The sequence below is a fragment of the Agrobacterium deltaense RV3 genome (assembly GCF_900013505.1).
GTDB classification, from domain to species: Bacteria; Pseudomonadota; Alphaproteobacteria; order Rhizobiales; family Rhizobiaceae; genus Agrobacterium; species Agrobacterium leguminum.
The window spans coordinates 2,023,140-2,049,892 of the sequence record NZ_LT009746.1 but is presented as its reverse complement, the minus strand read 5'-3'; the positions used below and the strand labels follow the sequence as shown (position 1 = coordinate 2,049,892).

General features: G+C 58.7%; 24 protein-coding genes. 17 read left to right on the top strand and 7 right to left on the bottom strand.

Annotation, left to right across the window (positions count from 1 at the left end; all coding sequences use genetic code 11):
• Positions 1 to 557: 557 nt before the first annotated feature.
• Positions 558 to 1,874 (bottom strand): hypothetical protein, encoded by a 1,317-nt coding sequence (locus AGR7B_RS23680; protein ID WP_162934247.1) that lies wholly within the window; start codon positions 1,872 to 1,874, stop codon positions 558 to 560.
• Positions 1,871 to 2,890: a hypothetical protein gene (locus AGR7B_RS26035; RefSeq protein WP_162934246.1), complete on the bottom strand. Its 1,020-nt coding sequence runs from the start codon at positions 2,888 to 2,890 to the stop codon at positions 1,871 to 1,873. The genes AGR7B_RS23680 and AGR7B_RS26035 overlap by 4 nt, the downstream gene beginning before the upstream one ends.
• Before the next feature lie 410 nt (positions 2,891 to 3,300).
• On the opposite strand from AGR7B_RS26035, the gene AGR7B_RS23665 reads away from it, so the two are divergent.
• On the top strand, positions 3,301 to 3,663 hold the full coding sequence (locus tag AGR7B_RS23665; RefSeq protein WP_080858102.1) for a hypothetical protein: 363 nt from the start codon (positions 3,301 to 3,303) through the stop codon (positions 3,661 to 3,663).
• 62 nt (positions 3,664 to 3,725) lie between these two features.
• On the opposite strand, the gene AGR7B_RS23660 is transcribed toward AGR7B_RS23665, so the two are convergent.
• Together AGR7B_RS23660 and AGR7B_RS23655 are read right to left on the bottom strand one after the other, a co-directional pair.
• Entirely contained in the window at positions 3,726 to 4,649 is a 924-nt protein-coding gene (locus tag AGR7B_RS23660) for an SRPBCC family protein (RefSeq protein WP_080858101.1), read from the bottom strand.
• The gene (locus AGR7B_RS23655; protein ID WP_162934245.1) at positions 4,646 to 4,987 is read right to left on the bottom strand and encodes an ArsR/SmtB family transcription factor; all 342 of its coding nucleotides are present in this window, start codon (positions 4,985 to 4,987) and stop codon (positions 4,646 to 4,648) included. The genes AGR7B_RS23660 and AGR7B_RS23655 overlap by 4 nt, the downstream gene beginning before the upstream one ends.
• A gap of 285 nt (positions 4,988 to 5,272) precedes the next feature.
• Between AGR7B_RS23655 and AGR7B_RS23650 the strand changes: the two genes are divergently transcribed.
• The 4 genes from AGR7B_RS23650 (at position 5,273) to AGR7B_RS23635 (ending at position 9,249) form a co-directional block, all read left to right on the top strand.
• A complete protein-coding gene (locus AGR7B_RS23650; protein ID WP_003505772.1) occupies positions 5,273 to 5,491 on the top strand; it encodes a hypothetical protein in 219 nt (72 codons plus the stop codon).
• Between the two features lie 46 nt (positions 5,492 to 5,537).
• Positions 5,538 to 5,942 carry a hypothetical protein gene (locus tag AGR7B_RS23645; protein WP_078053844.1) on the top strand — a complete coding sequence of 135 codons (405 nt, stop codon included), beginning with the start codon at positions 5,538 to 5,540 and terminating at the stop codon, positions 5,940 to 5,942.
• A gap of 256 nt (positions 5,943 to 6,198) precedes the next feature.
• Positions 6,199 to 7,092: a DMT family transporter gene (locus AGR7B_RS23640; RefSeq protein WP_078053930.1), complete on the top strand. Its 894-nt coding sequence runs from the start codon at positions 6,199 to 6,201 to the stop codon at positions 7,090 to 7,092.
• 141 nt (positions 7,093 to 7,233) lie between these two features.
• Positions 7,234 to 9,249 carry an aq_1923 C-terminal domain gene (locus AGR7B_RS23635; protein WP_080858099.1) on the top strand — a complete coding sequence of 672 codons (2,016 nt, stop codon included), beginning with the start codon at positions 7,234 to 7,236 and terminating at the stop codon, positions 9,247 to 9,249.
• Between the two features lie 42 nt (positions 9,250 to 9,291).
• Here AGR7B_RS23635 and AGR7B_RS23630 read toward each other — a convergent pair whose 3' ends face one another.
• The gene (locus AGR7B_RS23630) at positions 9,292 to 10,104 is read right to left on the bottom strand and encodes a nickel-binding protein (RefSeq protein ID WP_080858098.1); all 813 of its coding nucleotides are present in this window, start codon (positions 10,102 to 10,104) and stop codon (positions 9,292 to 9,294) included.
• A 158-nt stretch (positions 10,105 to 10,262) separates the two neighbouring features.
• On the bottom strand, positions 10,263 to 12,206 hold the full coding sequence (locus AGR7B_RS23625) for an ABC transporter ATP-binding protein/permease (protein WP_080858097.1): 1,944 nt from the start codon (positions 12,204 to 12,206) through the stop codon (positions 10,263 to 10,265).
• Positions 12,207 to 12,443: 237 nt separating this feature from the next.
• Here AGR7B_RS23625 and AGR7B_RS23620 point away from each other — a divergent pair, with 237 nt between their 5' ends.
• The 3 genes from AGR7B_RS23620 to AGR7B_RS23610 all read left to right on the top strand — a co-directional run bounded on the left by AGR7B_RS23620 (position 12,444) and on the right by AGR7B_RS23610 (position 15,689).
• Positions 12,444 to 13,310, top strand: a complete 867-nt coding sequence (locus AGR7B_RS23620) for an alpha/beta fold hydrolase (protein ID WP_080858096.1) — start codon at positions 12,444 to 12,446, stop codon at positions 13,308 to 13,310.
• 188 nt (positions 13,311 to 13,498) lie between these two features.
• The gene (locus AGR7B_RS23615) at positions 13,499 to 14,707 is read left to right on the top strand and encodes an MFS transporter (RefSeq protein WP_080858095.1); all 1,209 of its coding nucleotides are present in this window, start codon (positions 13,499 to 13,501) and stop codon (positions 14,705 to 14,707) included.
• Between the two features lie 172 nt (positions 14,708 to 14,879).
• Positions 14,880 to 15,689, top strand: coding sequence for a cyclase family protein (locus tag AGR7B_RS23610; protein WP_065657751.1), 810 nt, complete (start codon positions 14,880 to 14,882; stop codon positions 15,687 to 15,689).
• 23 nt (positions 15,690 to 15,712) lie between these two features.
• Here AGR7B_RS23610 and AGR7B_RS23605 read toward each other — a convergent pair whose 3' ends face one another.
• Positions 15,713 to 16,180 carry an Lrp/AsnC family transcriptional regulator gene (locus AGR7B_RS23605; RefSeq protein ID WP_003521623.1) on the bottom strand — a complete coding sequence of 156 codons (468 nt, stop codon included), beginning with the start codon at positions 16,178 to 16,180 and terminating at the stop codon, positions 15,713 to 15,715.
• Between the two features lie 121 nt (positions 16,181 to 16,301).
• On the opposite strand from AGR7B_RS23605, the gene AGR7B_RS23600 reads away from it, so the two are divergent.
• From AGR7B_RS23600 to ehuC, 9 genes are all read left to right on the top strand, one after another.
• A complete protein-coding gene (locus tag AGR7B_RS23600) occupies positions 16,302 to 17,780 on the top strand; it encodes an NAD-dependent succinate-semialdehyde dehydrogenase (protein ID WP_080858094.1) in 1,479 nt (492 codons plus the stop codon).
• Positions 17,781 to 17,793: 13 nt separating this feature from the next.
• Complete coding sequence (locus tag AGR7B_RS23595; RefSeq protein ID WP_080858093.1) at positions 17,794 to 19,197, top strand: aspartate aminotransferase family protein; 1,404 nt, start codon at positions 17,794 to 17,796, stop codon at positions 19,195 to 19,197.
• Between the two features lie 170 nt (positions 19,198 to 19,367).
• A complete protein-coding gene (gene ehuR / locus AGR7B_RS23590) occupies positions 19,368 to 20,816 on the top strand; it encodes a MocR-like ectoine utilization transcription factor EhuR (protein WP_065657748.1) in 1,449 nt (482 codons plus the stop codon).
• A 68-nt stretch (positions 20,817 to 20,884) separates the two neighbouring features.
• Positions 20,885 to 21,904, top strand: coding sequence for a hydroxyectoine utilization dehydratase EutB (eutB, locus tag AGR7B_RS23585; RefSeq protein WP_162934244.1), 1,020 nt, complete (start codon positions 20,885 to 20,887; stop codon positions 21,902 to 21,904).
• Positions 21,901 to 22,914, top strand: a complete 1,014-nt coding sequence (gene eutC / locus AGR7B_RS23580; protein WP_080858092.1) for an ectoine utilization protein EutC — start codon at positions 21,901 to 21,903, stop codon at positions 22,912 to 22,914. The genes eutB and eutC overlap by 4 nt, the downstream gene beginning before the upstream one ends.
• Positions 22,911 to 24,089, top strand: coding sequence for an ectoine hydrolase DoeA (gene doeA / locus AGR7B_RS23575; RefSeq protein WP_080858091.1), 1,179 nt, complete (start codon positions 22,911 to 22,913; stop codon positions 24,087 to 24,089). Before eutC ends, doeA begins: the two co-directional genes overlap by 4 nt.
• A gap of 4 nt (positions 24,090 to 24,093) precedes the next feature.
• Positions 24,094 to 25,107, top strand: a complete 1,014-nt coding sequence (doeB, locus tag AGR7B_RS23570) for a N(2)-acetyl-L-2,4-diaminobutanoate deacetylase DoeB (RefSeq protein WP_080858090.1) — start codon at positions 24,094 to 24,096, stop codon at positions 25,105 to 25,107.
• Between the two features lie 60 nt (positions 25,108 to 25,167).
• Positions 25,168 to 26,019, top strand: coding sequence for an ectoine/hydroxyectoine ABC transporter substrate-binding protein EhuB (ehuB, locus tag AGR7B_RS23565; RefSeq protein ID WP_078053854.1), 852 nt, complete (start codon positions 25,168 to 25,170; stop codon positions 26,017 to 26,019).
• Positions 26,020 to 26,079: 60 nt separating this feature from the next.
• Positions 26,080 to 26,745, top strand: coding sequence for an ectoine/hydroxyectoine ABC transporter permease subunit EhuC (gene ehuC, locus AGR7B_RS23560; RefSeq protein ID WP_003521633.1), 666 nt, complete (start codon positions 26,080 to 26,082; stop codon positions 26,743 to 26,745).
• Positions 26,746 to 26,753: the final 8 nt, after the last annotated feature.

The window sequence follows — 26,753 nt, the reverse complement described above, 5'->3', positions numbered from 1 at the left end:
TCATCAGGGCTGTATCTGCACGAGCTGCAAGAACGTACATTTCATAGAGACCCATTTGAACACACCTTTCCTATCACGCGACGCAGTTGCGACCGTGTTATGATCTTCATCTCTCTTTCCATCTGCCTTTCAGCTCGATGGGCATTGCAACGGGGCACTGAAAATTGCCGCCTGGGAAAATAAAGACACATATCAGTGCCCCGTATCAGCGATTCATCCTGCCAAGCCAATGATCTTCAGAGAAACAGACAGGCCCACCACAAACCAAATCCACCTCTCCTCCGTTTGTCGCCGAGGACTCCCTGTCAGCCCGAAATATGAGGGTAACGTCCACCTCTCACATAAGCGCTAGTTCAGCATAAACCGGAATATCTCCCCGTTTCATAGACACGGGAGCATTATAAATCAGGTGAACAGGCCGAGTACGAAGGGGGAAGAAATATCATAAAAAAATAAGCGTGAAGCAGGTCAACGCCCGCAGCATTGCCGCTTAGATTCAATAGGAACCACCTACAGCATTTAATGCTTAATAATTAATATTATTTTTTAAATTCATTTTATCCATTTTTTCCATAGTATTCAGAATATATCTTTTGAGCGGTTTTAGATAATTTCAAATCCCTAGACTTACTCTGGGAAAGCAACTGTTGAACAAGCGTAGATTTAACCTCTATTTGATCTAGCCCCAAAAAATCCACGAGAGAAAGCCAATTTGCAATTGGTTTATCCTCCTGCAATTTATTCAATAATCTCATGTCGCTTTGGAGAACATTATTAAGGTAATACTGCCATCTATCCGGAGTTATCCGTTTTAGCATGTCTTTTGCGTCAGATTGCGCCCCCCACGACACCCCATAATAATTACCTAAATAAACACTAAGCAATGCGGTCATGCATGCCGGGATCGCCGGCGTGGGAATAGTTGTTCCAAGCCGTTGCAGATGCTTAACAGGGGCCGGCTCATTATAAAAATTGTTTAATCCCTCATGAGCCCGAAGAATAGCTTCCGCAGCCTTTACAAAAGTGTCGCTCCTAAGATTCTCTGGTACGTAATCAAAGCCACGTACCTTCAATAGGGCGCTTTTCAAACCACCAACAACAGTAGTTTTCCCATCACTATACGCCTCAGCGTAGCTCTGGCCCAGCTGCCAACGCTCCGTGTCACGAAGGGATGACCACATTGCAGGAATTAGCAAATTTATATTAGCAAGAGTGTGCTCAAGATTTGCACCCACGTTCTTTTTCGCAGCGTTGAGTAGCACGCTAACCGTAAGCTTGTGAAAGAAGTATGGCGATCCTTTCAACATTTCGACACGGTGATCTCCATCAGCTAGGGTTTCACCTTCCAATGCGTTCCGAAACTCAACAAATTTCTTTGCAACTTCGATCTTTGGTCGGCCCAATACCCCTTTTACACACGTTCGGAAGGCCGAAAGTGCTTCAGAAGAATGAATCTCCTCTTGATCATTTTGCTCAGTGCCCATTTGAGAAAAATGATTTAGTATTTCGTAAGTGTGTCGGAGGCGAATTGCATCGGTGGAATTGACGATACCTAACTCTTCAGCCAGTCTAATTGCATCTTTAGCTGTGACAATATCATCGACATCATCATCTTCATCGACGTCCGCCCGACCAAGCATCTCCGCCAGAAGCCCGACACCAACAGTTGAAAGCTCCTTCTTCAACGCTGTTATCGTTTTTCCCCACAGATGGTTCAAGCCCATCTCAAAATGACCAAGCTCAAAAGCTGAAACAATTTGACTTCGATCTTTGTTGCTTAGTTGTTCAGCAAATCCTGCTATTTCAGATGCTGTATTTGCGGTGCTCGGCAAAACATCATTAGCTTCCGGTTGCCAAATTGAAAGTGCCGTCATTGTTCCACTCCGCGAAAATCGGACCATCCATCTTGTGACTGGATAAATGCTCCAACCAAGCCTTTCCCTAGATATGAAGACAACGTCGCGAACGCTCGCCGCCTAGCCCCGCCAACTTCATTCGCCACATTCTTCGATCTAACAAAGTAATTAAATCCAAGCAAACGTGCGTTCTTATCGAAAATTATAATGCCATCGGAGTTAAGCATGCCTTCCAACAAGGCCGCTGCGCTTATGAGGCGTTCTGGATTAATTTCAGAACGTTTCAACTTACGGATCATTTCGGGAAAATCGATTGGCTCATCCAACTTCAGCCCGTCATTAAATAAAGCCTTAGGCGGAGATCGCTTATCGGTAACAGCTATAAGGGTTCCATGGCTAATACGAAGAGCATTGTATAAAATTCTCGTCAAATATGACTGAATTGGCTCCACTAAGTCCGCAGCAACGCCCATAGTAACGGATTTGATCAGGCGATCCAAAGAGGCCAACGGCGGTGGGCTATCATCTTTACGATGATTCAAAAATATAACATGCCGATCTCCAGACGAACTGATAATTTCTACGCAATCATCAGCAACCTGAAATATTTTTGTGACTTGGGTTGGGTTGTTCTCATCAAGCAATACCCTATCAACGAGAACAGAAATTGGATTGCTTGCGCCTTTCATCAAGCCAAAGTTGAGATTATCTCCATTGTCCTCCAAATATATAAGCCATCCACTTATCGCTAATGGTGCAGATTTCTTAATTGCACGTTTTATTCCATCGGTATCACGCGACGTGCTTCCAAGAGGTAGCCTCTGAGCATCAGGAAGCATGGCTATTAGTTGAGAAATATTGCTAGTCAAATAAACCTCTGGATAAAGAGAAACCCCTTCCTCTTTATACTTGGCAAGTAACACAACTAATTCTATCAAATTCAACGGGAGAGAGAACAATGGGACATCACAATTTCCGCAAAACTCAGCAACACCTCCCAATAACTGAGTCCGAAATGTAATGTTAACTGGCATACGTTTTTCCGTTACAAGTATCGCAGTTTATCTTCAACCCAATTACGTTGACTAATCGCAAACTGAGAGATATCAACTACAGATTGGATTTTTCAGTTTTGAATAGCATCAGAAACCAAATACACCATAAAATGTAAATTTCAAGCTAATGTATTAATTCCTGAGGTGGATAAGGGAACAAGAGTTGGTCAACGGAGCATATTCTCCATCGATCAAACATTCATTTCCAACACATAAACAACGGTACGACGACGGAAGCCTTCATAAATATTGATTTACAAGCCGGTACACACCGACTGGCCATTTTTACGGATGGCGCACAAGAAGGTTATGGTGCCATCGCGACCGTCCTTTGGGCGGCTAGCGGTGGCTTCCAAAAGAGCAACGCAGCATAAGAATGAGGATCAGAAATGAAGGCCATCACAGGAACCGGATTTACCTCTGCCACCCTTCTTTTTTCAAGCGCCGCTGCTTTTGCCGCGCCGACATATCTCAGCTGTGAATTTGCAGGTTCGAAGGGTACCCCTCAGGTCTTCAATTTCGCCCTCGACGAAGCCGCTGGGACAATTGGAGTTTATGTCCCGGCGTCTGGAAGTCAGAGAATGGAGAAAGGCACCTTTACCGATGGTAAAGCGAGCCTGAATGAAGGCTCGGTGGCATGGGAGATAGACATCGCCAAGGGTTCCGTCATCCGTGATAAGCGCATGGTTGGCGAGAAGGATGGCGGAACCTGCAAGACGATCTCGCACGCGCAGAGCGGCTTTGAAGATTAATGCCGGTCTGGACAGGAGCAAGTATCGAGACCTCTGCACAGGGAGCTGACGGCTCGGCGCATCTATAGCGCCTTGGCGAAGCGCTCCAGTTTGCCCAGCGTTTGCTGCCCCAGCTCCACGGCGCCGAAACCCTTTGCCTGCTGGAACTCGGCTTCCGTGCTGAACACCATGCCCAGCACAACTTTCGTCGCGCCATCCTCATCTTCGAAGGAGGCCCAGGCATCGGCATGTTTCGGCCCGTTTTCGCCCCATAGCAGCGTATAGGCGATCCTCTCTTCGGGCCGGACCTCGACATAACGATGATGGTTTGGGAAAACTGTGCCGTCAGGGCCGATCATGTCAAAGACCCATTCCCCGCCGGTCCGCAGATCAATCCTCTTCGTGCGGCAGGAAAAGCCTTCAGGGCCCCACCATTGCGGCAGCGTCTTCTCGTTCATCCAGGCTTTCCAGACGATGTTTCGCGGCACCTTTATCGTTCGTTCCAGCACCATGGTTCGCCCGGCCACGCTGGCCAGATTGTTGAGACCGGCGCTGAAACCTTGTTGATAGCCATCGCGCATATCCTCGGCCAATGAGGAAAGCTGCACCGTTACGGTCAAGCGGCTACGCTCTTCCGCGGCCTGAAAATCGGCAGTGACCAGCGCTGCCGACTGGGTTACGCCGCTGGATGAGACCACCTCGTAATTCACGCTGCGGCGGGTTGGCTGCAGCTCCAGCCAGCCGCATTCACAGCGAATATCCGGCTGGCCCGCGACCTTGCAGAGCGACACTTCGCGACCGCCCAGCCTGCTGTCCGCCTCCAGGAACTCCACGGTGACCGACGGCGAGGGAGAGGCCCACACCGCCCGGGCGGCGGGTGAGAGCCAGACCTGCCAGAGAGCCGATAGCGGAACGGCAATCTCCCGTTCGAAGCTGAGCGTTGCAAAACGGTCTTGCGGTTGATGCGGTTCAGCGCGTGCGCTTTTTTGATCCGGTTTCGTTGTCATTCGGATTCCTCCTTCATGGCCAGCATTGCAAATGCCTCCAGCCGGTCAAGCCGGCTCTCCCACACGGCCCGCTGCTCATCGAGCCACGTACTTACCGGCTCCAGCGCCTCCGGCACGATGGCGCAGGTGCGCACCCGTCCATCCTTGGACGTGACGATCAACCCCGCCTCCTCCAGCACGGAAAGATGCCGCATGACCGTGGGCAGGCGCAGCCCCGTGGGAGCGGACAGTTCCATGACCGGTGCCGGACCGCCGCCGAGGCGCGCCAGAATCGCCCGCCGCGTCGGATCGGCCAGAGCCTGGAAGATCAGTGAAAGGTCCTGATGATGCTTAGTCATATTGCTAACTATCATGTTTCATCGTGATGGGGCAAGCAGAAACTTAGCAGATTAACTAAGTTTTATCGGGAGGAATGGCCCCGGGGATGAAATGCCGATGCGTCGTCCGGCCGTCTCGTTTGGGTAACCGGGCCTTTCCCCTTCATGCGCCTGGCGTTCGGCAACGGGTGGCGGATGCAACTGCCGGGCCGGAAACGAGCCATCAAAAGTTGCAGAAAAAGATTGACTCTCGCTGCCGCCTGAGTGAGCTTCGCCGGGAAAAGACGGGGAAAAAATCAAATCATCATGTCACCAGAACGCTTTAATCAATGCCTGCGGGTGATCCGCTGGACGCCGATCAATATTGCGTCCGCGCTGCAATGCGAACTTTCATGGATCGAGGCGCTGGAAGCGGGCAACGAGGAGGTTCCCGCTGGCCTGGCGACATGGCTGGAAACGCTGGCGCAAGCCCATGAGGCTCTTCCGCCTCCGTCCACTTACAGAGGAAAACGGTCGACATTCTGATGCGGCCGGCAGCTTTCAGCCTTTACCAACGATTGGATTATTCGAAATGAAATATGTCATAGCAGCTCTTGGCCTGATCGCCTTCTCAAGCCCCGTCCTCGCCGCATCCTGCGAGAAGAACTTCACTGTCTCAGGCGTACCGATGGTGACGGCTGTCTCTTACAAGTCCTGGCAGGAGCTGCCGAAGGCGAAAGCGCCCGCCGTGCTGCAAAAACTCGCTCAGGCCGTGGCGGCGGAAGGTTTTGCAGGCATCCAGATCAACAAGGCGTTGTCTTCCATCGATGCGCACCAGGAAACCAGCGGCAGCGGCAGAATTCAGACGCTGCGGGTCGTGGCCCGGCAGAAGGGCGCCGCGGTGCGAATTGATGCTGTCTTCAACATTCAGGCAGGGCAGATCGCGGACAAGAACGTCATCCGCGAGGGCATCTGCAATATCATCAATGGCGCGTGACGCACGGTGAATGACCCGTCCGTTCGCAGTCTCGATGCCGGCGCACGCTGACATCGAGACTGGGGAGCTGTGCGGGTGCGGCGCATTTGTTGCGAACGGACGCGGCGGCTGGCCCGGCGCGGGCGGCGGGCCATGTGCTGGTGCATGCCGTTGATGGCGATGCTTAGGGTATGGCGGGCAAACCCGGAATCTGCGATGGGTGCAGACAGGGATAGTGTCCGCAGCCGAAAGCAGGCTGCGAATCGACGGGGAAAACATGCCGATCTATGAACTGGCTGCCGTGGGCGCCGCGACGTGCTGGGCGATAACCGGGCTTCTTGCCGCGGGCCCGGCGGGGCGGCTTGGAGCGCTGGCCTTCAACAGGACGCGGCAGCTTTTTGTCGCCGCTTTGCTGGGGGTCTATGTGCTCGCGTCAGGCTCCTGGCGAGAGCTTCAGCCCGAGGCATTGTCGTCGCTTATCCTTTCCGGCTTCATCGGCATTTTTGTTGGCGACACGCTTCTCTTTACCTGCCTCAACCGGCTGGGGCCGCGCCGTTCGGGAATCCTGTTTGCGCTGAATGCCCCGATCGCCGCACTGCTGGCATGGGCGGTGCTTGGCGAGCAGCTTCCCGCAAGCGCCATTGCCGGCATAGGTCTGACACTCAGCGGCGTGCTGCTGGCAATCCTCTTCGGCAAGCGCAAGGCGCAGCTGCATGAATGGGAGAGCGTGAAGGGGCCTCTCTGGCTCGGCGTGCTCTTCGGCCTTCTGGCGGCGCTCAGCCAGGCGGTCGGCTCGCTCATTGCAAGGCCCGTGATGGCGACCGGGATCGATCCTCTTGCCGCTTCCATGCTGCGTGTCGGGGTGGCCGCCCTTTGCCTGACCGCACTGACCATGCTGCCTATCGAGGCTGTCAGGCCCAGAGGCCCGATGACCCGAAGCCTGTTCCTCCAGACGGCGTTCACGGGCATCATCGCCCTGGCTTTCGGCATGACGCTGCTTCTTTTTGCCCTTTCCGGCGGCAAGGTCGGCATCGTCTCGACACTGTCGGCAACGACGCCCGTGATTATCCTGCCATTGCTGTGGCTGAGAACGCGGGAAGTGCCGGCGCCCGGCGCATGGGCCGGCGCCGCACTTGTCGTGGCCGGTATGGCGCTGATGTTCTGGAGATAGCTTCAACCCAACGGGTGCGGAAACACCTCATCCGCGTCGAGACTTTTCACGCCAGAATTCAGACAGCAATGACCCCTTGCTAAGCAACTTTTGCGTGCTTAAAAGGCGGCTAATATCAGTTCGTTAGAGGGGACTCACTTCGTGGAACAGGAAAACATCCAGACCGGCAAGGGTCGGCGCAGGGCGCTTTGGGCGGCAGTTGCGATTATTGCCGTTGCTGCCGCAGGCGTCGTCGGCGGCAAGACCTTCTACGAAGCAAAGGTGAAGGAGCTGGTTGCCCGCAGCGGTGCGACGGCCACTTCCATCGAGGTCGATTTTCTCGGGAAAATTCATGTTCGCGATCTGACGCTGCCGCTTGAAGAGGGCAGGAATATCAAGATCGCGGCTATCGACGGACGTCCGAAACTTCCGTTTCTGGACGGCGCGTTGGACATGAACACCATCGACATCGATGTGCCGACCGGAAAGATCTCAATGGCGCAGGCCCGCGTCGAGAATGCCGCGTTCCAAAAGCCGGCACGGGCGGAAGGAAACGGCGGCTCCCTGCCCCGGCGCATCGAGCGCTTCGCGGCGACAAGCATCTCCACGCCGGAGGTGACGTTTACCCAGTCCGTCGCGACCACCGAGCAGAAGACCGTTTACAGGAACCTCGCTCTCTCTGAGATCGCCGGCGGCCGCATTGCCCGATCCTCTATCGATAATGGCAGCTACGACATCAAGATGCAGCTTCCCGACAGCGAAGGCGCGATGAAGGACAAGCATATGGTCGTGTCAACCGGCGCGATCGCCGGCCAGGACATCGACGTCGCTTATCTCGCCCGGCTCTATACGGAAAAGGCGGGCCCGGAAGACAAGGAAGCGAAGCCGCTCTACGGGCCGCTCTCCATCAAGGCGGTTTCCTTCTCTGAAGGAGACGGTCATTTCAGCTACGATGAAATCCGCAGCGATGGCTTTACCGCCCGCATGCCGTCCGAACCGCTGCTGGAAACCCTCAAAACGCTGACGACGACCCAAGATCCTGACGAGCTTTCACCGGAGGCGCGCCAGGCGCTTTTCGCGAAGGTCGTGTCCATTCTCGACATGTTCGGCAAGAGCAACATGCAGCTCATCGGCTTCAAGGTCGATGCGCCGGATGAAAAGGAAGGCGCGGCCGGCAAAAGGGTCAAGGCCACCATCGACCGCATCGACATGCAGATGGACAGCCGCAAGCTCGACTTCGGCTTGAATGGCATGTCGATCGGAGATGGCGACGGCAAGATTGAAGTCGCGGAAGCGAGCCTCAAGGGCTTCGACTGGAGTTCGACGATCAAGGGAATTTCCGAGATCATCGCGCTCGACGAAACGCAGATGGAGACCTTCCAGTTCAATCGCCTGATACCGGAGCTCGGCAGGGTGCGCGTCGGCGGCATCAACGTCGATATCGCCGCGCCGGAAAAGCCGGAGGAGGAGACGGAGGAAGAAACGGCCGGCACGCCGGAACGCATCAAATTCTCGCTCAAGAATTTCGAGATGGGGCTGACCAAACCCTTCAACGGCATTCCGACCGATATCGAGATCAGGCAGGACGAGCTCACGCTTCCGATTCCGGCGGACTCGACGGAGGAAGTTTTCGTTGAGGCCCGCAAACTGGGTCTCGAAACGCTGGCCTTCTCTTACGGTCTCGCCGCCGGCTGGGACGAACCGAACAGCAATCTGGTGATCCGCGATATCTCGCTCAGCAGCAAGGATTTCGGCAGCGTCAATTTTGCCGGTCTGGTCAGCGGCTTTACGGAAGAGTTCTTCTCCTTCGACGTCAATCGCGCGCAGGCGGCGCTCTTCGGGCTTGCCGGCCGCGAAGTGAAGCTCACGATCAAGGACGAAGGTTTGATGGCCAAGGCGATCAAGCTTTATGCCCTGCAGAACGACATGACGGAAGATCAGGTACGCGCCACCCTGACGCTTGTGGCGAGCATGATGCTGCCGCAGGTGGCAGCTGAACAGCCCAAGCTCCAAAACGCCGTGCAAGCGCTCGTCCAGTTCATCAGCAAACCCGGGACCCTGACGGTAACAGTCAAATCCACCGGCGCAAACGGTCTCGGCATTTTCGATCTGGTTGCCGCCTCCGACAATCCGATGGGGCTTCTCGACAAGGTCGATATTCAGGCGACGGCCGAATAAATCCGGCGATTTCCGCCCCTCCAGTGGCTGCACAGGCTTTAGCTAGTGCAGCCACTCGCAACTATAGGCCAGCACCGGCTCGGCAAAGCCCTTCAGCCTGTAACGATCGCCATGCACGAGGACATCGGCGCCGCCATATTCCTGAAAAGTCTTGTCCGATATCAGGATCTGGTCGCTCTCGGCGGCGGCGCAAAGCCTTGCCGCCAATTGCACGGTCGTGCCAAAGAAATCATTGCTGTCTTCGATAGGTTCCCCGCAATCCAGGCCGATACGGATGTGGATGGGCTCGCCCCTGTCGCTGTTGTAACGATGGAACTCGCGCTGGATATCGATGGCGCAATCCACCGCAAATGGCGTGGAGGAGAACACGGCCATTATGCCATCCCCGGTGTGCTTGACCTCTCGTCCCGCGCGCCGCCCCAGACAACCGCGCACGAGGGCATCGTGCGCCCGGATAAGTTCCGCCGCCATGCGATCACCGAGGCGGGCCGTCATTTCGGTTGAACCGACAATGTCCGTGAAAAGGATCGCGCGGTGGCCGGGGTCCATATTTTTCGAGGCGGCCCGGGGTGCTACCGGATCCTGTATTCGCCCGAGAAACGCTTCCACCGCCGACAGCGCGACTTCCACCACCTCGCTGGCGACGAAGCCGTGCGCTTCGCGATGCACGCACTGCGCGGTTTCAGCGTCCGGCGCGTCCATAAGGCAAAACGCCGTGCCGCGCCTTTCATCGAACCAGTAGGTCAAAAACCTGACGCCGTACCGATCCTGAATGTTGATATCTTTAAGATGTGCCGCGGCGATATCGGCAGCGGAAACGCCGGCAAGCTCGTGCCGGTCCATGAAGATAGGCATTGGTTTCCTCCCAAGAGTATATCGTTGCCTCCTCTGCCAGCCATTTTATGACTTCGCCGAATTGCCGTCCATCGTTCTTACGGGTGACGCCGCACAGGGCGGGAACACCGGAAAGGGCGATATTCGTTCGCGTTAGCACTCGCGACAGCCGCAGCGACTTACCTGCGTTTGACCATGCGCCGAAGCAGGGAGCGGGATCTGGCCTTGCGGGGAATGAGGTGGATATCGCTGACCAGCTTTGCGCCGCCGTCCCGGCGCTCCAAGGTTATCTTCCGGCTATGGAAGGCCTCCAGTTCGGCACGATGCGCCACGCTGATGATGGTGGCGTCGGGCAATTCATCGATCACCGTCTGCATCATCCTGTCCTGGCTTTTTTCGTCGAGAGCCGCGGTCGCCTCGTCCATGACGATGATATCCGGGTCGTTAAGCAGCAGGCGGGCAAAGGTCAGCCGCTGTTTTTCACCGCCCGACAGCGTCTGGTCCCACGGCGCCTCCTCTTCCACCTTGTCTTTGAGATGGCCGAGACCAACCTTGTCGAGAGCTTCTCCTATCTCTTCGAACGTCCAGCTCTCGGCCGCCTGCGGATAGCAGACCGCCCGGCGAAGGGTGCCGGAGGGCACATATGGCCGCTGCGGCAACATGAAAAGCCGGCTGCCGGCCCGAAAACTGACGCTGCCTCCGCCCCACGGCCAAAGGCCCGCGATTGCCCGCACAAGCGTGCTTTTACCGGATCCGGATTCGCCTGCGACGAGCACTCTTTCTCCCCGCCCGATTTCCACGTCGGTCTCCTTGACGACGGCCGTGCCGTCGCCGAGCGACACCGAAACATCCTTGAGGCTGAGCATCGTTTCGCCTTCCGTTTCGCCGCGCACGATCCGGCCGAGCTTATCGCTCTGTTCGGCCCGCTCCAGCCCGTCAAGCGACATCATCAGGGAGGCAACGCGGCGTGCACAGGCATTCCAGTCCGCCAGCCGGGGATAGTTGTCGACCAGCCAGCCGAAGGCGGATTGAACGATGGTGAAAGCGGATGCCGCCTGCATGACCTGGCCGAGAGACATGCTTCCATCGAGAAATTTCGGCGCGCAGAGAAGAAGCGGAACAACGGGCGCAATCAACATCGATCCATGCGACACGACCGTGGTGCGCATATATTGCTGCGCCATCTGCTTCCATTGGTGCCGGACATTGCGGAACCTCCTGTCGAGGTCGCTTCGCTCCTCCTCTTCGCCGCCGAGCAGGGCGATGCTCTCCCCGTTTTCCCGGACGCGGGTGAGCGTGTAACGGAATTCCGCCTCTAGCTGGTTCTTGACCTCGGAGACCCGGACGAAGTTCCGGCCGATCAACGCGATGGAACTGGATGTGATGAGCGCATAAATCACCGCCGCGATCACCAGAAAACCGGGTATCGTGACCGATAAGCCGCCAATCGGCAGCGTCAGCGCGCCGCCAATCGTCCACAGAACGACGATAAAGGTGGACGCCGATACGAAGGCGGCAATGACGCCCGCCACGAAATCCACGGGCGCTTCGGTGGCGATCCGCATATCTTCCGACAGCCTCGCCTCCGGATTCTGATGGTCGCCGTCTATCAGGTTGAGCTGATAATAGCGGCCATTTGCGATCCATCGGGAGACCAGCACCTTGGTCAGCCACGACCGCCAGCGGCGCTGAATGCGCATTCTGACGTAAACCTGCGAGGTCACAATAAAAACGCTTCCGAGAACCAGCGGCGGGAATATGGAAGCGAGAAAGTAGACCGTCGATGCATCCCGTTTTTCAATCGCGTCGAAAATCCCGCGATTCCAGACGTTGATGCCATATTGGAAACCGACATTGACGCCGATCATAGCGAGAAGCCCGATGGAGAACGGCCAGGCAAGCCCGTCCCCACGGCGGCTCCAGAACCCCCGCGCGCTGATCAGGAAGCGCTTCAGAAGATATCGCTTGCGAGCCTCTTCGGCCTGCTGCGGCGTCAAACCCGCAGCGGGCTCCAATTCCTCCGGCGGAAGGGGATCATCGGGTGCGTCGTTGGCATGAACATTCTCTGCACCGTTGTGGCCGGTGCCATCGACTGGTTTGGGTTTTGCGTCAGCATCGGTCATGGATGCATAAACGGATGACCGTTTGAAAAGTTGCCGGCCCGGGACGCTAGTGATCCCGGTTTTTTCTCCACTTCAGCAGATAGCCAAATCCCGGTCCGAGCAGAGCGCCGGCGATGACCCATTCCATCTGGCCGAGCGAAATCGGCGCCGCTGCCGCTCAGCGCGTGCATCCGGCCATGCACTGGTATGGGAACCTTTCGTCCCGCTTTGCGCTCTTATCCCTGAGGGAGCAGTTCAATGGACACGCGCGTCACACATCGCAGAACCTCAATTGCGGGGGTAGAAACTTTCTACAGGGAGGCTGGCCCGCAGGATGCGCCAGTCATTCTGCTGCCGCACGGCTATCCCTGCTCCTCCTTCGAGTTCCGAAACCTCATGCCCAGATTGGCCGACAGATGGCGGCTGATCGCACCCGATTTTCCGGGGTTCGGCTATAGCGGCAATCCCGAAGCCTTTTCCTATAGCTTTGACGGTTATGCCAGCTGGCTTAACGCTTTTGTCGAGACGCTGGGTCTGGATCGTTTTGTTCTCTACCTGCACGACTTCGGCTCTCCCATAGGCGCAAGGCTTGCCATCATGAAGCCGGACCGCATCGTGGGACAGATCATCCAGAATGGCGATATTCCCTATGAAGACGCGCTGGGGCCGAAATATGCCGATATCGAAAAGTTCTTGTCGCTGCCTGCAGACCGGATGCGCGCCGCATTTCGCGATGCCGTCACCGAGCAGAATTTTCGTGACGAGTTTCTGAATAATGTCCGGCCAGAGCTTACCGCACTCATTCCTCCTGACCTCTGGCAATTGCACTGGAGCCTTGTGACGGAGAGGAGGAAGGATATCGCAGCAGAACTACTTTCTGACCTCAAGGCAAATCGCGACTGGTTTCCGATCCACCGCCGCTACCTGCAAACCTGTCGGCCGCCGACCGTCATCATCTGGGGACCGCAGGATCATTACATGCCCGAGCGCTCCGCACGCGCTTATCTTCGCGATATGCCCGATGCCGAGCTTCATCTGCTGGACGGAGGACACTGGCTCCTGGAAACAAACCTGGAGGAAGTTATCCCCTTGATCCGGAGCTTTCTTGATCGCATCCACCACTGATGGGGCCACGCTTTCATCGCGCCCTCATTCAGGCCGCCGGTCCGCAATGGCATCGTCCCCACGCGAATGGCACGACAAATGTTGTGCGATGCACAAATTTCGGAGAAATAGGCATGAAATTCGGATTTTTAGATACATATCATCCGGAAAAAACCGTCTAAAACTCTCTCAACTCAAGGAGAGACGTCATGACGGACACAACATCGCAGTTTGATGGGGTAGCTATCCCCCTGGAAACCACAGAAGAACCCGCATGGACGGCTGCGACCTGGTTCGCCGTTCTTTCCATGGCCGCCACCAGCTTTGCGCTGGTATCGGCCGAGTTCCTGCCGGCGGGCCTGTTGACGCCCATGGCGCGCGATCTTGGCATCACAGAAGGCACGGCCGGACAGGTCGTCACCGCCACCGCCTCCGTAGGCGCGGTGACGGCTCTGTTGAGCAATGTTCTGATCGGCAAGCTGAACCGCAAGACAGTGCTTGTCGGTCTTAGCGCGCTGGCGATTGCCTCCAACATTCTGGCATCGGTTGCCGCCGATTTCTGGCTATTGCTGTTGGGCCGGGCCGGGCTGGGTATTGCACTCAGCGGTTTCTGGGCGCTGTCGGTTGCCGTTGTGGCGCGGCTTGTCGGCGCAAATTCGACCGGGCGCGGCATGGCTATCGTTACCCTCGGCGTTTCGCTTGCCACCATTGCAGCTCCTTCGATGGGCGCCCTGATCAGCGACTGGCTGGGATGGCGCATCGCCATGTCGATGACGGCGGGACTTGCCATAGTTGCCATGCTGCTTCAGATACTCAGCCTGCCGTCGCTGCCGGCAAGTACAAGCAACAGTCTTTCCGATGTCCTTGGATTGACGCGACGCCGCAGCGTTCAGCTCGGTATGCTTGCCATCCTGTTGGTGATGACGGGGCATTTTGCAGGCTCGGTCTATGTGCGTCCCTTCCTCGAAAAGGTTACGCTTCTTGACACCACGCCGATTGCACTCGCCCTGCTCGGCTTTGGCGTTGCCTCGGTGATCGGCAATGTCGTCGGCGGCCGGATGGCTGACGCCAGTATCCGCGTTGCTCTCATCGTCACTGCCGCGGTGATGGCATTTGCGACGATCGCCCTCGTTATCTGGGGTGCTCATACGAGTGCGGCTTTTGCTCTCGTCGCACTTTGGGGCCTTGCATTCGGCATGGGACCGGTCGTGCTGCCGACAAACCTCTCCCGTGGTGCACCCGATGCCCTGGAGGCAGCCGGCAGCCTGATGGTGGTATCTTTCCAGGTGGCGATCAGCATTGGCGCGGTACTCGGCGGTTATGTCGTTGACTCCTACGGTGCGACCGCGCCGCTCGCTCTCACCGCCGTGCTTGCCGCATTGACGGTCGCACTCGCCGTCGTGCAGCGTCGCGACTGATCCCTGCCACTCCTGGGCCGCGGGCGACATGACGCCCGCGGCAACGGATGAGCGGCGAATTTCCGGAGCCGCCACCTGCAACAGGTTAAAAATTGGGGCAGGTCCTGCCTTGCGTCACTCCACCTTTGCGCTACGCTTGAGAACAGGGATTTCTCAATGGAGGGACTGAGGCATGTGCAACAATTGCGTGATCGAGAACGTAAAACGGAACATGCTGTCACGACGCCTGCTGTTCAAGGGCGCCGCGGCCGGTTTAACGGCCATGACGGCGGGCAGCCTGGCGGCGCCGGTGCTGGCGCAATCGCCCCGGCAGGTCGTTGATCTCACCCATACCTATGATTCCACATTTCCTACATTCGATGGCAAACCGGGCATAGAATACGAGTGGGCAGCGGAGATCGCCAAGGACGGCTATCAGCTCCACAAACTCACCATCTACGAACATACCGGCACCCATATCGATGCGCCTTTCCATTTCAGCGCGGATGGCGCGAGCGTCGACCAGCTTGAGCCGCAGAAACTTGTGGCGCCGCTTGTCATCGTCGACATCACCGACCGCGCCAAAGACGATGCCAATTCCACCATTGAAGCCGAAGACATCGAGCGCTGGATATCTGCGAATGGCGACATTCCGGCAGGTGCAATCGTGGCCCTGCGCTCCGGCTGGGCAACCAAAGTGAAGAGCCCCTCATTCCGCAATGACGACGCCGGAAAATTCGCCTTCCCCGGTTTCGGCAAATCGGCGACCGACCTTCTGCTCAAGCTCGATACCGTCGCCATTGGCGTCGACACGCTTTCGCTGGATCCCGGCAACTCCGCAGATTTCGCGGTTCACAATTCCTGGCTGCCGGCGGGGCGCTACGGCATCGAAGGGCTGAACAACCTCGAGGCTCTGCCGGTCAAGGGAGCGACCATAATCGTCGGCGCGCCGGCACACCGCGGCGGAACGGGCGGCCCGGCCCGGATTCTGGCCCTGGTCTGATACCGGACAGCCGTTCCGTTCACTCATGGATCGATTGGAAAGGCGAAGCCGGCCTTGACGCGGTCCATGACGACCATCGTCTTGAACCCCTTGATATCGTGGTTCTCGTAAAAGAACCGGCGGGTGAAGGCCTCGTAGTCTTCCATGTCCTTGGCCGTGATCACCAGGATGAAATCGGCGTCGCCCGTCACGTAATAACCGATCATCACCTCCCGCGTGGCGCGAATGGCGGCCTTGAAACGATCGACAATATCGGCCCTTTCTCGCTCCAGCGAGACGAGAACGATCATGGTGATGCCGCGCCCGACGGCCTTGGGCGAAACGATTGCCACATCGGCTTCGATCACCCCTTCATCACGCAGGCGCTTTAACCGACGCTGGCACGCGGTTGGCGACAGGTTGACGATTTTGGCGAGCTCCTCCGATGTCAGGCGATTGTTCTTCTGCACGGCGTCAAGCAGTGCCCGGTCGGCTCGGTCAATCTGTGTCATGCGGGATTCCTGCATCTGAATGTCGAACTAAGCATTATTCCTGCGTCGAAGCATGCTTAAACGCCGTCGATCAATCATGCAGCGCAGTTAAGCTTCTGGCAAATGAAAAGGGAACTTGCCGATGGAAGCTATCGCCAGCGCAGCGCTTAAAAACCTTCACCGACCCGAGCTGATCGAGCATCGTGCCTTTCTGGATGGGCAATGGGTGGCGCGCAAGGAGACGCTGGGCGTTGTCGATCCGGCAAGCGGAGATCATCTGCTCGATGTCTCTTCCTGCTCCCTGAACGATGTGGACGCCGCAGTCGAGGCCGCCGGCAGAGCGTTTCTCCGGTGGCGGGACATGCTGCCCGTGGAACGCGGCGATATCCTGCGGGCATGGGGCCGGCTGATGCGTGACAATGCCCGCGACCTCGCTGTTATCATCAGCGCCGAACAGGGAAAGCCGCTTTCGGAATCGCTCGGCGAAATTTCCTACGCCGCCGCCTTTTTGGACTGGTTTGCGAGCGAAGGCGAGAGATCCTATGGCGAGACAATTCCAAGCCACCTAAAAGGCGGCAATCTTTCCGTGCGGATGCAGCCGGTCGGCGTCACGGTGGCCATCACCCCCTGGAACTTTCCCTCCGCCATGATCGCGCGCAAGGCGGGCGCCGCCCTTGCTGCGGGCTGCACGATGATCGTCAAGCCGGCGCCGGAAACACCGCTTTCGGCACTGGCACTGGCAAAACTGGCGCAGGAGGCGGGTATGCCGGCCGGCGTGTTGCAGGTTCTGCCGGGTGAAGCCGCGCTGCTCGCGCGCCGCCTGCTGGAGCATACCGAGGTGCGGGCATTTTCCTTCACCGGCTCGACGGAGGTGGGGCGGCTCCTCCTCACGCAATCGGCAGCGACCATCAAAAAAGCCTCGCTGGAGCTTGGCGGCCACGCACCCTTCATCGTCTTCGCCGATGCGGATCTGTCCCAGACAGTGACGGGCTGCCTCGCCGCCAAATTTGCGACATCGGGACAGGACTGCCTTGCAGCAAACCGCATCTATGTTCAACGCGGGCTTTATGACCGTTTCATTGAGCGGTTTGCCGATGCGACCTCCAGACTGACCGTCGGCCATGGCCTTGAACCCGGTATCGACATCGGGCCTATGACACGACCGTCCGTTGCCGAAAAGTGCCGCCAGCAGATTGCGCAGGCGCTCTCCTCCGGCGCGCGCCTCGTCTGCGGCGGGCAGGACAGCCCGCTCGGCGGCAATTTCGTCACCCCCACCGTGCTGGCCGATGTGACCGACGACATGCTGATCGCGCGCGAAGAAACCTTCGGTCCCGTCGCCGCCATCCTGCCCTTCGATGACGAGCGGGAGGTGGTCCGCCGCGCCAATGCCACGGAGATGGGGCTTGCCGCCTATGTCTACACCAACGAACTCGGCCGGGCGATGCGCCTGACCGACCAGCTGGAATACGGCATGGTTGCCGTCAACACCCCGAAATTCACCGGCGCGCCCATTCCATTCGGCGGCTGGAAACAATCCGGCCTTGGCCGCGAGGGCTCACGTCATGGCCTCATGGAATATCTCGAACCCAAATATGTCTGCTTCGGCAACCTGGCTGCCTGAAAGGAACTCGCCTATGACCATCGACATCAAAAACATCGCGGAAATGGATCGAAATGCGGTTCTGCATCCCTTCACGCAGTTGAAGGATTTCGCCAGCGGCAAACTCGGCGAACCGACCATCGTCGAAACCGGCAAGGGCATCCGCATTCAGGACGCGCATGGCAAGCAGCTGATCGATGGCTTTGCCGGTCTTTATTGCGTCAATGTCGGCTACGGCCGCACCGAGGTGGCGGAGGCCATCTCCCGTCAGGCCTATCGGCTCGCCTACTATCACTCCTACGCCGCCCACACGACGGACGAACTGGCGATCCTTTCCGACCGGCTGGTGAAGATGGCGCCCGGCAAGATGAGCAAGGTCTTTTACGGCATGTCGGGCTCGGACGCCAATGAGACCCAGGCCAAGCTCGTCTGGTATTACAACAATCTACGCGGCAAGCCGCAGAAGAAGAAAATCATCTCGCGCGAACGGGGATATCACGGCTGCAGCGTGGTTTCCGGCTCCATGACCGGCATGAGCTTTTATCACGACCACATGGACCTGCCGCGCGCCGGCGTGCTGCACACCGGCGCTCCGCACCATTACTGGGGCGCGGAGGCCGGTGAAACCGAACTGGAATTCTCAAAACGCCGCGCCGACGAACTGGAAGCGCTCATCCTGCGCGAGGGCCCCGACACGATAGGCGCCTTCATTGCCGAACCGGTGCTCGGCACGGGCGGCATCACGCCGCCGCCGGAAGGCTACTGGCCGGCGATACAGGATGTTCTCAAAAAATACGATGTCCTGCTGATCGCCGATGAGGTGATTACCGGCTTCGGTCGCACGGGCTCCATGTTCGGCTCGCAACATTACGGCATCGAGCCTGACCTGATCACCGTCGCCAAGGGCCTGACTTCTGCCTATTTCCCGCTCTCCGGCGCCATCGTTGGAGAAAAAGTCTACAAAGTCATGGAGGAAGGCGCCGATCGCGTCGGGGCCTTCTCCCATGGCTACACCTATTCCGGCCACCCCATCGGTGCGGCTGCGGCAAATGCCGTGCTCGACATTGTCGAAAAGGAAGACCTGCCCGGCAATGCGCGTGCGGTCGGCAGCTATTTTCAGGAACAGTTGAAGGCGAAGTTCGCGCAGCTTCCAATCGTCGGCGAAGTGCGAGGCGTGGGCCTGATGGGCGCCATCGAATTCGTGGCGGACCGGGAAAAGAAGACACGTTTTGCCCCCGCCCTCACGGTCGGCGCGCGCGTTTCGAAGGCGGCACGCAACGGGGGACTCATTGCGCGTGCCATGCCGCATGGCGATATTCTGGGCTTTGCACCGCCGCTCGTCACAACGAAGGCGGAGGTGGACGAGATCATCGCCATCGCCGAAGCCGCTGTCCGCAGCGTCATGGATGATCTGGTGCGGGCCGGCGAAAAAATCTGACGCCAGCCTTGGCGTTCAACGGTCACCACTGCTGCCCATTTCGACAGCAATGACATGACAACTGCGCCCATTTGCGGCGCAGTTGTCATCTGCGCTGCATAAGGCTTCATCTTTTCGCAGAAGCGTGCATAATGTCATGAAATTACCTTCGTCAAAAACGAGACAATTTCATGCGTCGTCAAGCCAATCCGCTCAGCTCCGATCCGGTTTCCGCAACCAAACCGGTGGCATGGCGGCCGTCGCTTGCCAAGCAGAAGGGCGAAACCAAACATTCGGCACTGACGGAACGCATCATTGCCGATATCGACGCCGGCGTCCTGAAGCCGATGGACCGCATGCCGACCCACCGCGATCTCGCCCGCGAACTCGGCCTTTCAGTCCAGACCGTCAGTCTTTCCTACAAGGAGGCCGAGCGGCTGGGTTATCTCAGCGGCGAAATCGGCCGCGGCACTTTCGTAAAGACACGGGTGACGGACCGGGCGGGACGCATGATGCTCGATCACAGCCCGACCGAGGTGCTCGATCTATCGATTATCCGCGGCGTTTATCTCGACGACCATGAAAACGCCTCGCGCGCCATCCTTCGCGAATTGGCCGATGGTGACAATTCGGGCTTCATGCGCCCCTGCCGGCCGGTCGCGGGCCTCGACAGCCATCGCGAAACCGCCCGGATCTGGCTTGGCATGATGGGCGTGACCGCCGGCGCGGAGCGTATTCTTGTCACCAACGGTGCTGCGCACGGCATTTTCCTCGCCTTGAGCTGCATTATCCGCTCGAACGACGTGGTTCTCTGCGAAAACCTCACCGACCACGGCATTATCGGCCTATCGAACATTCTGGGCTTCAGCCTCAAGGGCCTGCCGACCGACGAAGAGGGCATTCTGCCGGACGCGCTGGAGGCCGCCTGTGCAGCCGGTGGCGTCAGGGCGCTGGTGCTCATTCCCACCCTCAACAATCCCACCGGGCATGTTTCGGGTGCGGAGCGCAGGCGGGCGATTGCGGCGATTGCCGAACGGTACGGCGTCTTTGTCATTGAGGACGAAGTCTATCGCCCGATCATCGAGGATGACCTGCCATCCATCACCGAAATGCTGCCTGATCTGGGCTTTTTCGTCACCAGCTTTACCAAGACGGTGCTGACCGGGCTGCGCGTCGGTTATCTCGTCGTGCCGCCCGCCTACTCCATCCGCGCCGCCTCTATCCTGCGTGTATCGAGCTGGAGCGGCACCTATCTCACGGCCGAAATCGCCACGCGCTGGGTCGAAAACGGCACCGCAGGGCGGCTGCTGGATGTCCAGCGCGCCGAAGTGCGTGCGCGGCAAAAGATCGCCACGGACATATTGGGCGACCATATCGCCTCGACCCACCCCCTCTCCTTCTGCGCCTGGCTGAAGGTTCCACCGCGCTGGACGGAGGACGGCCTGGTGCGCGCGCTCACAAACCAGAACGTCGCGGTCACGCCGTCGGAACCATTCATTGCCGGCCCCGGCCATGGAGGCGGCATCCGCATATGCCTCGGCGGCCGCCTCAATCACCCAAGCCTCGTCAAGGCCTTGACCACCGTGCGGCAGACCTTCGAGCAACTGCCGCCTGTCTACGATATCGGTTCAATCGGCTGAGGCGGCCGCCCGAAAATCATTGAATCATTACAATATAATAATTGACATGATTTTACTTCGCTCTCAACATGACAATCATGAAGAGCGAAAACCTGTCCATATCCGCCGACAAAACCCTGCTTCCGGTCTCGCTGGCCGCGATAAAGCAGGCGGCTGCGCGGCTTGCCGGACAGGTGGAGCGCACCCCGCTTGTTCGCTCGGACAATCTGTCCGAACGCTGTGGTTATCCCGTTCATCTGAAACTTGAAACCCTTCAGCCCATCGGCGCCTTCAAACTGCGCGGCGCGATGAACGCCATACTCTCGCTTGACGATGAGGCACGCAGGCGTGGCCTCGTTACGGCCTCGACCGGCAATCATGGCCGCGCCGTGGCTTATGCTGCACGCAAGCTCGGAATTCCCGCCACGATCTGCATGTCGGCACTCGTACCGGCGAACAAGGTTGAGGCGATCCACGCGCTCGGTGCGGAGATCCGGATCGTCGGCAGGTCACAGGATGACGCGCAGGAGGAAGCGGAGCGCCTGAGCAAGAGTCTCGGCCTGACCGCAATCCCGCCATTCGATGATGCTGACGTCGTGGCCGGCCAGGGCACGATCGGTCTCGAGCTTGTCGAAGACATGCCGGGACTGACGACGGTGCTCGTTCCTCTTTCCGGCGGCGGCCTTGCGGGCGGTATCGCCGTTGCGGTGAAGGCGCTAAAGCCACGGGCACGGGTCATCGGCATTTCCATGGAGCGGGGTGCGGCGATGCAGGCGTCGGTCGCAGCCGGCCGGCTCGTCACCGTCCGGGAGGAAGAAACGCTGGCGGATTCGCTGGGCGGCGGGATTGGACTGGAGAACCGCGTGACATTCGCGCTTTGCCAGGCGCTTCTCGATGAGATCGTGCTGGTTTCCGAAGACGAGATTGCAGCCGGCATCCGCCATGCGGCGGGCGTAGAAGGTTTGACGGTGGAGGGTGCGGGTGCCGTTGGTTTCGCCGCCATCCTGTCCGGCAAGATCGACATCAGCGGCCCGACCGCCATCATCGTGTCGGGCGGAAATATCGATCCGGCGGTCCACAGAACGATCATCGACGGGGGAGCCGCATGAGCCGCATCACCATCCTGACCGAAAAAGATCTGCGCGGTGTCATCCAGCTCGACCTTTCCGCTGTCGACTGCGTGGAGCGGGCCTTTGCGGCGCTCGCAACGCAAGCCGTTACCATGCCGCCGATCCTGCGGCTCGATATTCCGGAGTTTCGCGGCGAAGTGGACGTGAAGACGGCCTATGTACCGGGCTTTGACGGTTTCGCCATCAAGGTCAGCCCCGGTTTCTTTGACAATCCGAAACTCGGTCTGCCCAGCCTCAATGGCCTGATGATCCTCTTCAGTGCGAAGACCGGACTGGTGGAGGCCCTTCTCCTCGATAACGGCTATCTTACCGATGTGCGGACCGCCGCGGCCGGTGCTGTCGCGGCGCGGCATCTGGCCCGCAAAGACGCGTCCGTCGCCGCGATATTCGGGGCGGGCATGCAGGCCCGTTTGCAGCTTGAAGCCCTGATGCTGGTGCGCCCGATCAGATCGGCGCGGATATGGGCACGGGACCAGCAAAAGGCGGAGAGACTGGCTAGCGATTTCGCCAGCGAACACGGCATCGAAGTCACCGCCATGGCCGATCCGCAGGCCGCCGCGCGGGGTGCCGACATCATCGTGACAACGACACCCGCCGAAAGCCCGATCCTCTTTGCCGACTGGCTGGAAGAAGGCCAGCATCTGACAGCCATGGGATCGGATGCCGAACACAAGAACGAGATCGATCCGGCCGTATTCGCCAGAGCGCGTTATGTCGCGGACCGCATCTCGCAGACCCGCATTCTCGGTGAGTTGCATCATGCCATCGCCGCCGGCCACGCCGCGTCGGATCAACACTTCGCCGAACTTGGGGACGTCATTGCCGGCAAGGTGCAGGGCCGCATGTCGAACAAGGACATCACCTTTGCCGATCTGACCGGCACCGGCGTGCAGGACACCGCCATCGCCAATCTCGCCTTTGCCCGCGCAAAGGAAGCCAAGAGCGGTCAAACCATCGAAAACAGCAAAAAAATGGGAGACGCAGCGTGAGCGTAACGCTGAACTTTACGCGCGAGGAATATGCCGCGCGCCTGTCCAAAACCCGCAAGGCCATGGAAAAGGCCGGGATCGATCTTCTGGTCGTCACCGACCCGTCCAACATGCATTGGCTGACCGGTTATGACGGCTGGTCCTTCTATGTGCATCAATGCGTGCTGGTGCCGCCGGAAGGCGAGCCGATCTGGTACGGCCGCAAGCAGGATGCCAACGGCGCCAGGCGCACGGCCTATCTCGCCCACGACAATATCATCGGCTATCCGGATCACTACGTTCAATCGACCGAACGTCACCCGATGGACCTGCTGTCTGAGATCATCGAGGAGCGCGGCTGGTCCGGCCTGACGGTCGGTGTCGAGATGGATAATTATTATTTCTCGGCAGCCGCCTTTGCGTCTCTGCAAAAACATCTGCCAAACGCCCGTTTCAAGGATGCCGCCGGTCTCGTGAATTGGCAGCGCGCGGTGAAAAGCCCGACCGAACTCGACTATATGCGCAAGGCCGGCAAGATCGTCGAGCTGATGCACAAGCGTATCGTCGATGTCGTTGAGCCGGGCATGCGCAAATGCGATCTCGTGGCCGAAATATACGATGCCGGCATTCGTGGTACCGCCGAATTCGGCGGCGACTATCCCGCCATCGTGCCGCTGCTTCCTTCGGGTGCCGACGCGTCCGCCCCGCATCTGACATGGGACGACAAGCCGATGCGCTCAGGCGAAGGGACTTTCTTCGAAATCGCCGGCGCTTACCGCCGTTATCATTGCCCGCTGTCGCGCACCGTCTTTCTCGGCAAGCCAACACAGGCGTTTCTCGATGCGGAAAAAGCGACGCTTGAGGGCATGGAAGCCGGTCTTTCCGCGGCAAAGCCAGGCAACACCTGCGAGGACATCGCCAATGCCTTCTTCGCCGTCCTGAAAAAATACGGGATCATCAAGGACAACCGCACCGGCTATCCCATCGGCCTGTCCTATCCGCCGGACTGGGGCGAGCGCACCATGAGCCTTCGCCCCGGCGACCGCACGGAGCTGAAGCCCGGCATGACATTCCATTTCATGACCGGTCTCTGGCTGGAAGACATGGGCCTCGAAATCACCGAAAGCATCGCGATCACTGAAACCGGTGTCGAATGCCTTTCCAATGTGCCGCGGCAACTCTTCGTGAAAGGCTGAGACGATGTTGAAGACCGCGCTTCGCCCCTCGCCGATCGCGCCCACCGTCGATTTTGACGCGAAGGGCGTGCAGCACGGTCATCTGCGGCTGCCATACAGCCGCGATGACAGCGCCTGGGGTTCGGTGATGATCCCGATCTGCGTCATCGCCAATGGCGAAGGGCCGACAGCCCTTTTGACCGGCGCCAATCATGGTGACGAATATGAGGGACCGGCAGCACTCTTCGAACTCGCCCACACGCTCGATCCGGCAGACGTGAACGGGCGCGTGATCATCGTTCCGGCGCTCAACTATCCGGCCTTTCGTGCGGGAACACGCACCTCGCCCATCGACCGGGGAAACCTGAACCGCAGCTTTCCCGGCCGCCCTGACGGCACGGTGACGGAGAAGATCGCCGACTACGTGACCCGCCATCTGATACCGCTTGCGGATATCGTTCTCGACTTTCATTCCGGCGGCAGGACGCTTGATTTCCTGCCCTATGCCGCAGCCCACGAATTGCCCGACAAGACGCAGGAGGCTCGGTGTTTTGAAGCGGTGGCGGCTTTTGCGGCCCCCTATTCGATGAAGATGTTGGAAATCGATGCCGTCGGCATGCTCGACACAACGGTCGAGGAGATGGGCAAGGTCTTTGTCACGACCGAACTCGGCGGAGCCGGCACGGCAAGCGCAAGATCGATCGACATCGCCCGGAAAGGCACCGTCAATCTGCTGCGCCATGCCGGCATCCTCGCCGGCGCACCGGCACCTGCGCCAAGCCGCTGGCTGGATATGCCATCCAGCGATTGCTTCACCTTTGCCGAAGACGACGGGCTCGTCGCTTTTGTCCGCGATCTGGGAGACGCGGTCACGGCGGGTGAAACAATCGCCCGGGTTTATCCCGTCGGCAAAACCGGCCTCGCGCCGGTCGATTACCGCGCCTCCATCAATGGCGTGCTTGCCGCGCGCCATGTTCCCGGCCTGATCAAGGCCGGCGACTGCCTTTCCGTCATCGCCACGGTCACGGAGAATACCTAGCCACAAGAACATCGTGAGATCCGAAAACGGACCGCGCAACCCAACCAGAGGAGTAAGAACATGCACATTACCAGACTTGCCGGGCTTTCCGCCCTCGCGCTTACCATCGGCGTGACGTCCGCCAGCGCCCTGACTGTCGAAGAAGTCAAAAGCCAGGGCTATATCCGCGCCGCCACGGCCAATGAAGTGCCCTATTCCTACATGCAGCCAGACGGCACCTCCGCCGGCATCGGCCCCGATGTGGCCAATGCGGTTCTGAAATCGATGGGTATCGAGGAGGTCAACTGGACGGTGACGCCCTTCGGCACGCTGATCCCCGGCCTCAAAGCCCGTCGCTTCGATTTTGCGGCCGCCGAACAGAACATCTCGCCCGAGCGCTGCAAGCAGGTCGCCTTCACCGAACCGAACTCGTCCTATGGCGAAGGCCTGCTGGTGAAGAAAGGCAATCCGAAAAAACTCACCACCTATGCCGATATCGCCAAAGACCCCTCGCTGAAGGTGGCCGTCGTGTCGGGTGCGAACAATGTCGACTTCCTGCGGGCGGTCGGCGTCAAGGAAGAGCAGATCGTCTTCATCCCCGCCAATGCCGATGCCATTCCCACCGTCCAGAGCCGCGCCGACGCCTACGCCGCGACGGAACTGACGGTTTCGGAACTCGCCAAGGGACAAGCCAATGTCGAGCAGGTCGAGCCTTTCACCGACCCCGTCGTGAAGGATGCGCCGGTGCGTAATTACGGGGGGTTTGCATTCCGGCCGGAAGACAAGGAGCTGCGTGACGCCTTCAACGCCGCACTCGTCGAATTCCGCAAGACCGACGATTACAAGAAAATCCTCGCCAAATACGGCCTCTCCGAACAGAGTATTGCGGCGGCGGCCGAAAAGAAGGTCGCCGATCTCTGCGCCGGCAAATAATGCCAGCCGGCGCCCGGCCATAACCGGGCGCCGTTCCTCGGAAACTCGGGAAAACGCCAGATGGACATGACCGCCTATTTGCCGATGTTGTGGCAAGGCGCCGTCGTCACCATGACGATTACGCTCGCAGCCCTTGTCGTCGGCACGGTGCTCGCCTTTTTCTTCGGCATTTTGCGCGTCGAGGGTGGACCAATCCTGTCGACCATCGCGCTTTGTTATACGGAAGTGTTCCGCGGCACCTCGCTGCTGGTGCAGCTGTTCTGGTTTTATTACGCGCTGCCGCTGGTCGGGCTGAGCTTCGATCCGATTACCACCGGCGTGCTGGTGCTTGCCGCCCATGCCGGCGGTTATGGCGCCGAGATCGTGCGCGGCGCGCTGTCCTCCGTTTCGGTGCAGCAGCTGGAAGCCGCACGCGCGCTGAATTTCACACGGATGCAGACGCTGTTTCGCATCTCGCTGCCGCAGGCCGTTGTCGAGATGATGCCGGCCTTCGGTAATCTCGCCATCGAAACGCTGAAGCTTTCTTCGCTCGTATCGCTGATCTCGATTGCCGACCTCACCTTCGCGGCGCAGTCGATCCGCAACCTGACGCTGGACAGCGCCAGCATCTATTCGATCACGCTGCTTTGTTATTTCGCGATGTCGCTGATCCTGATGGTCGTCATCCGGGTGATCGAACGCTTCGTGCGGCGCGGCAACGTCTTCCCGCGCACCCGCCATTCGTAAGGATATCT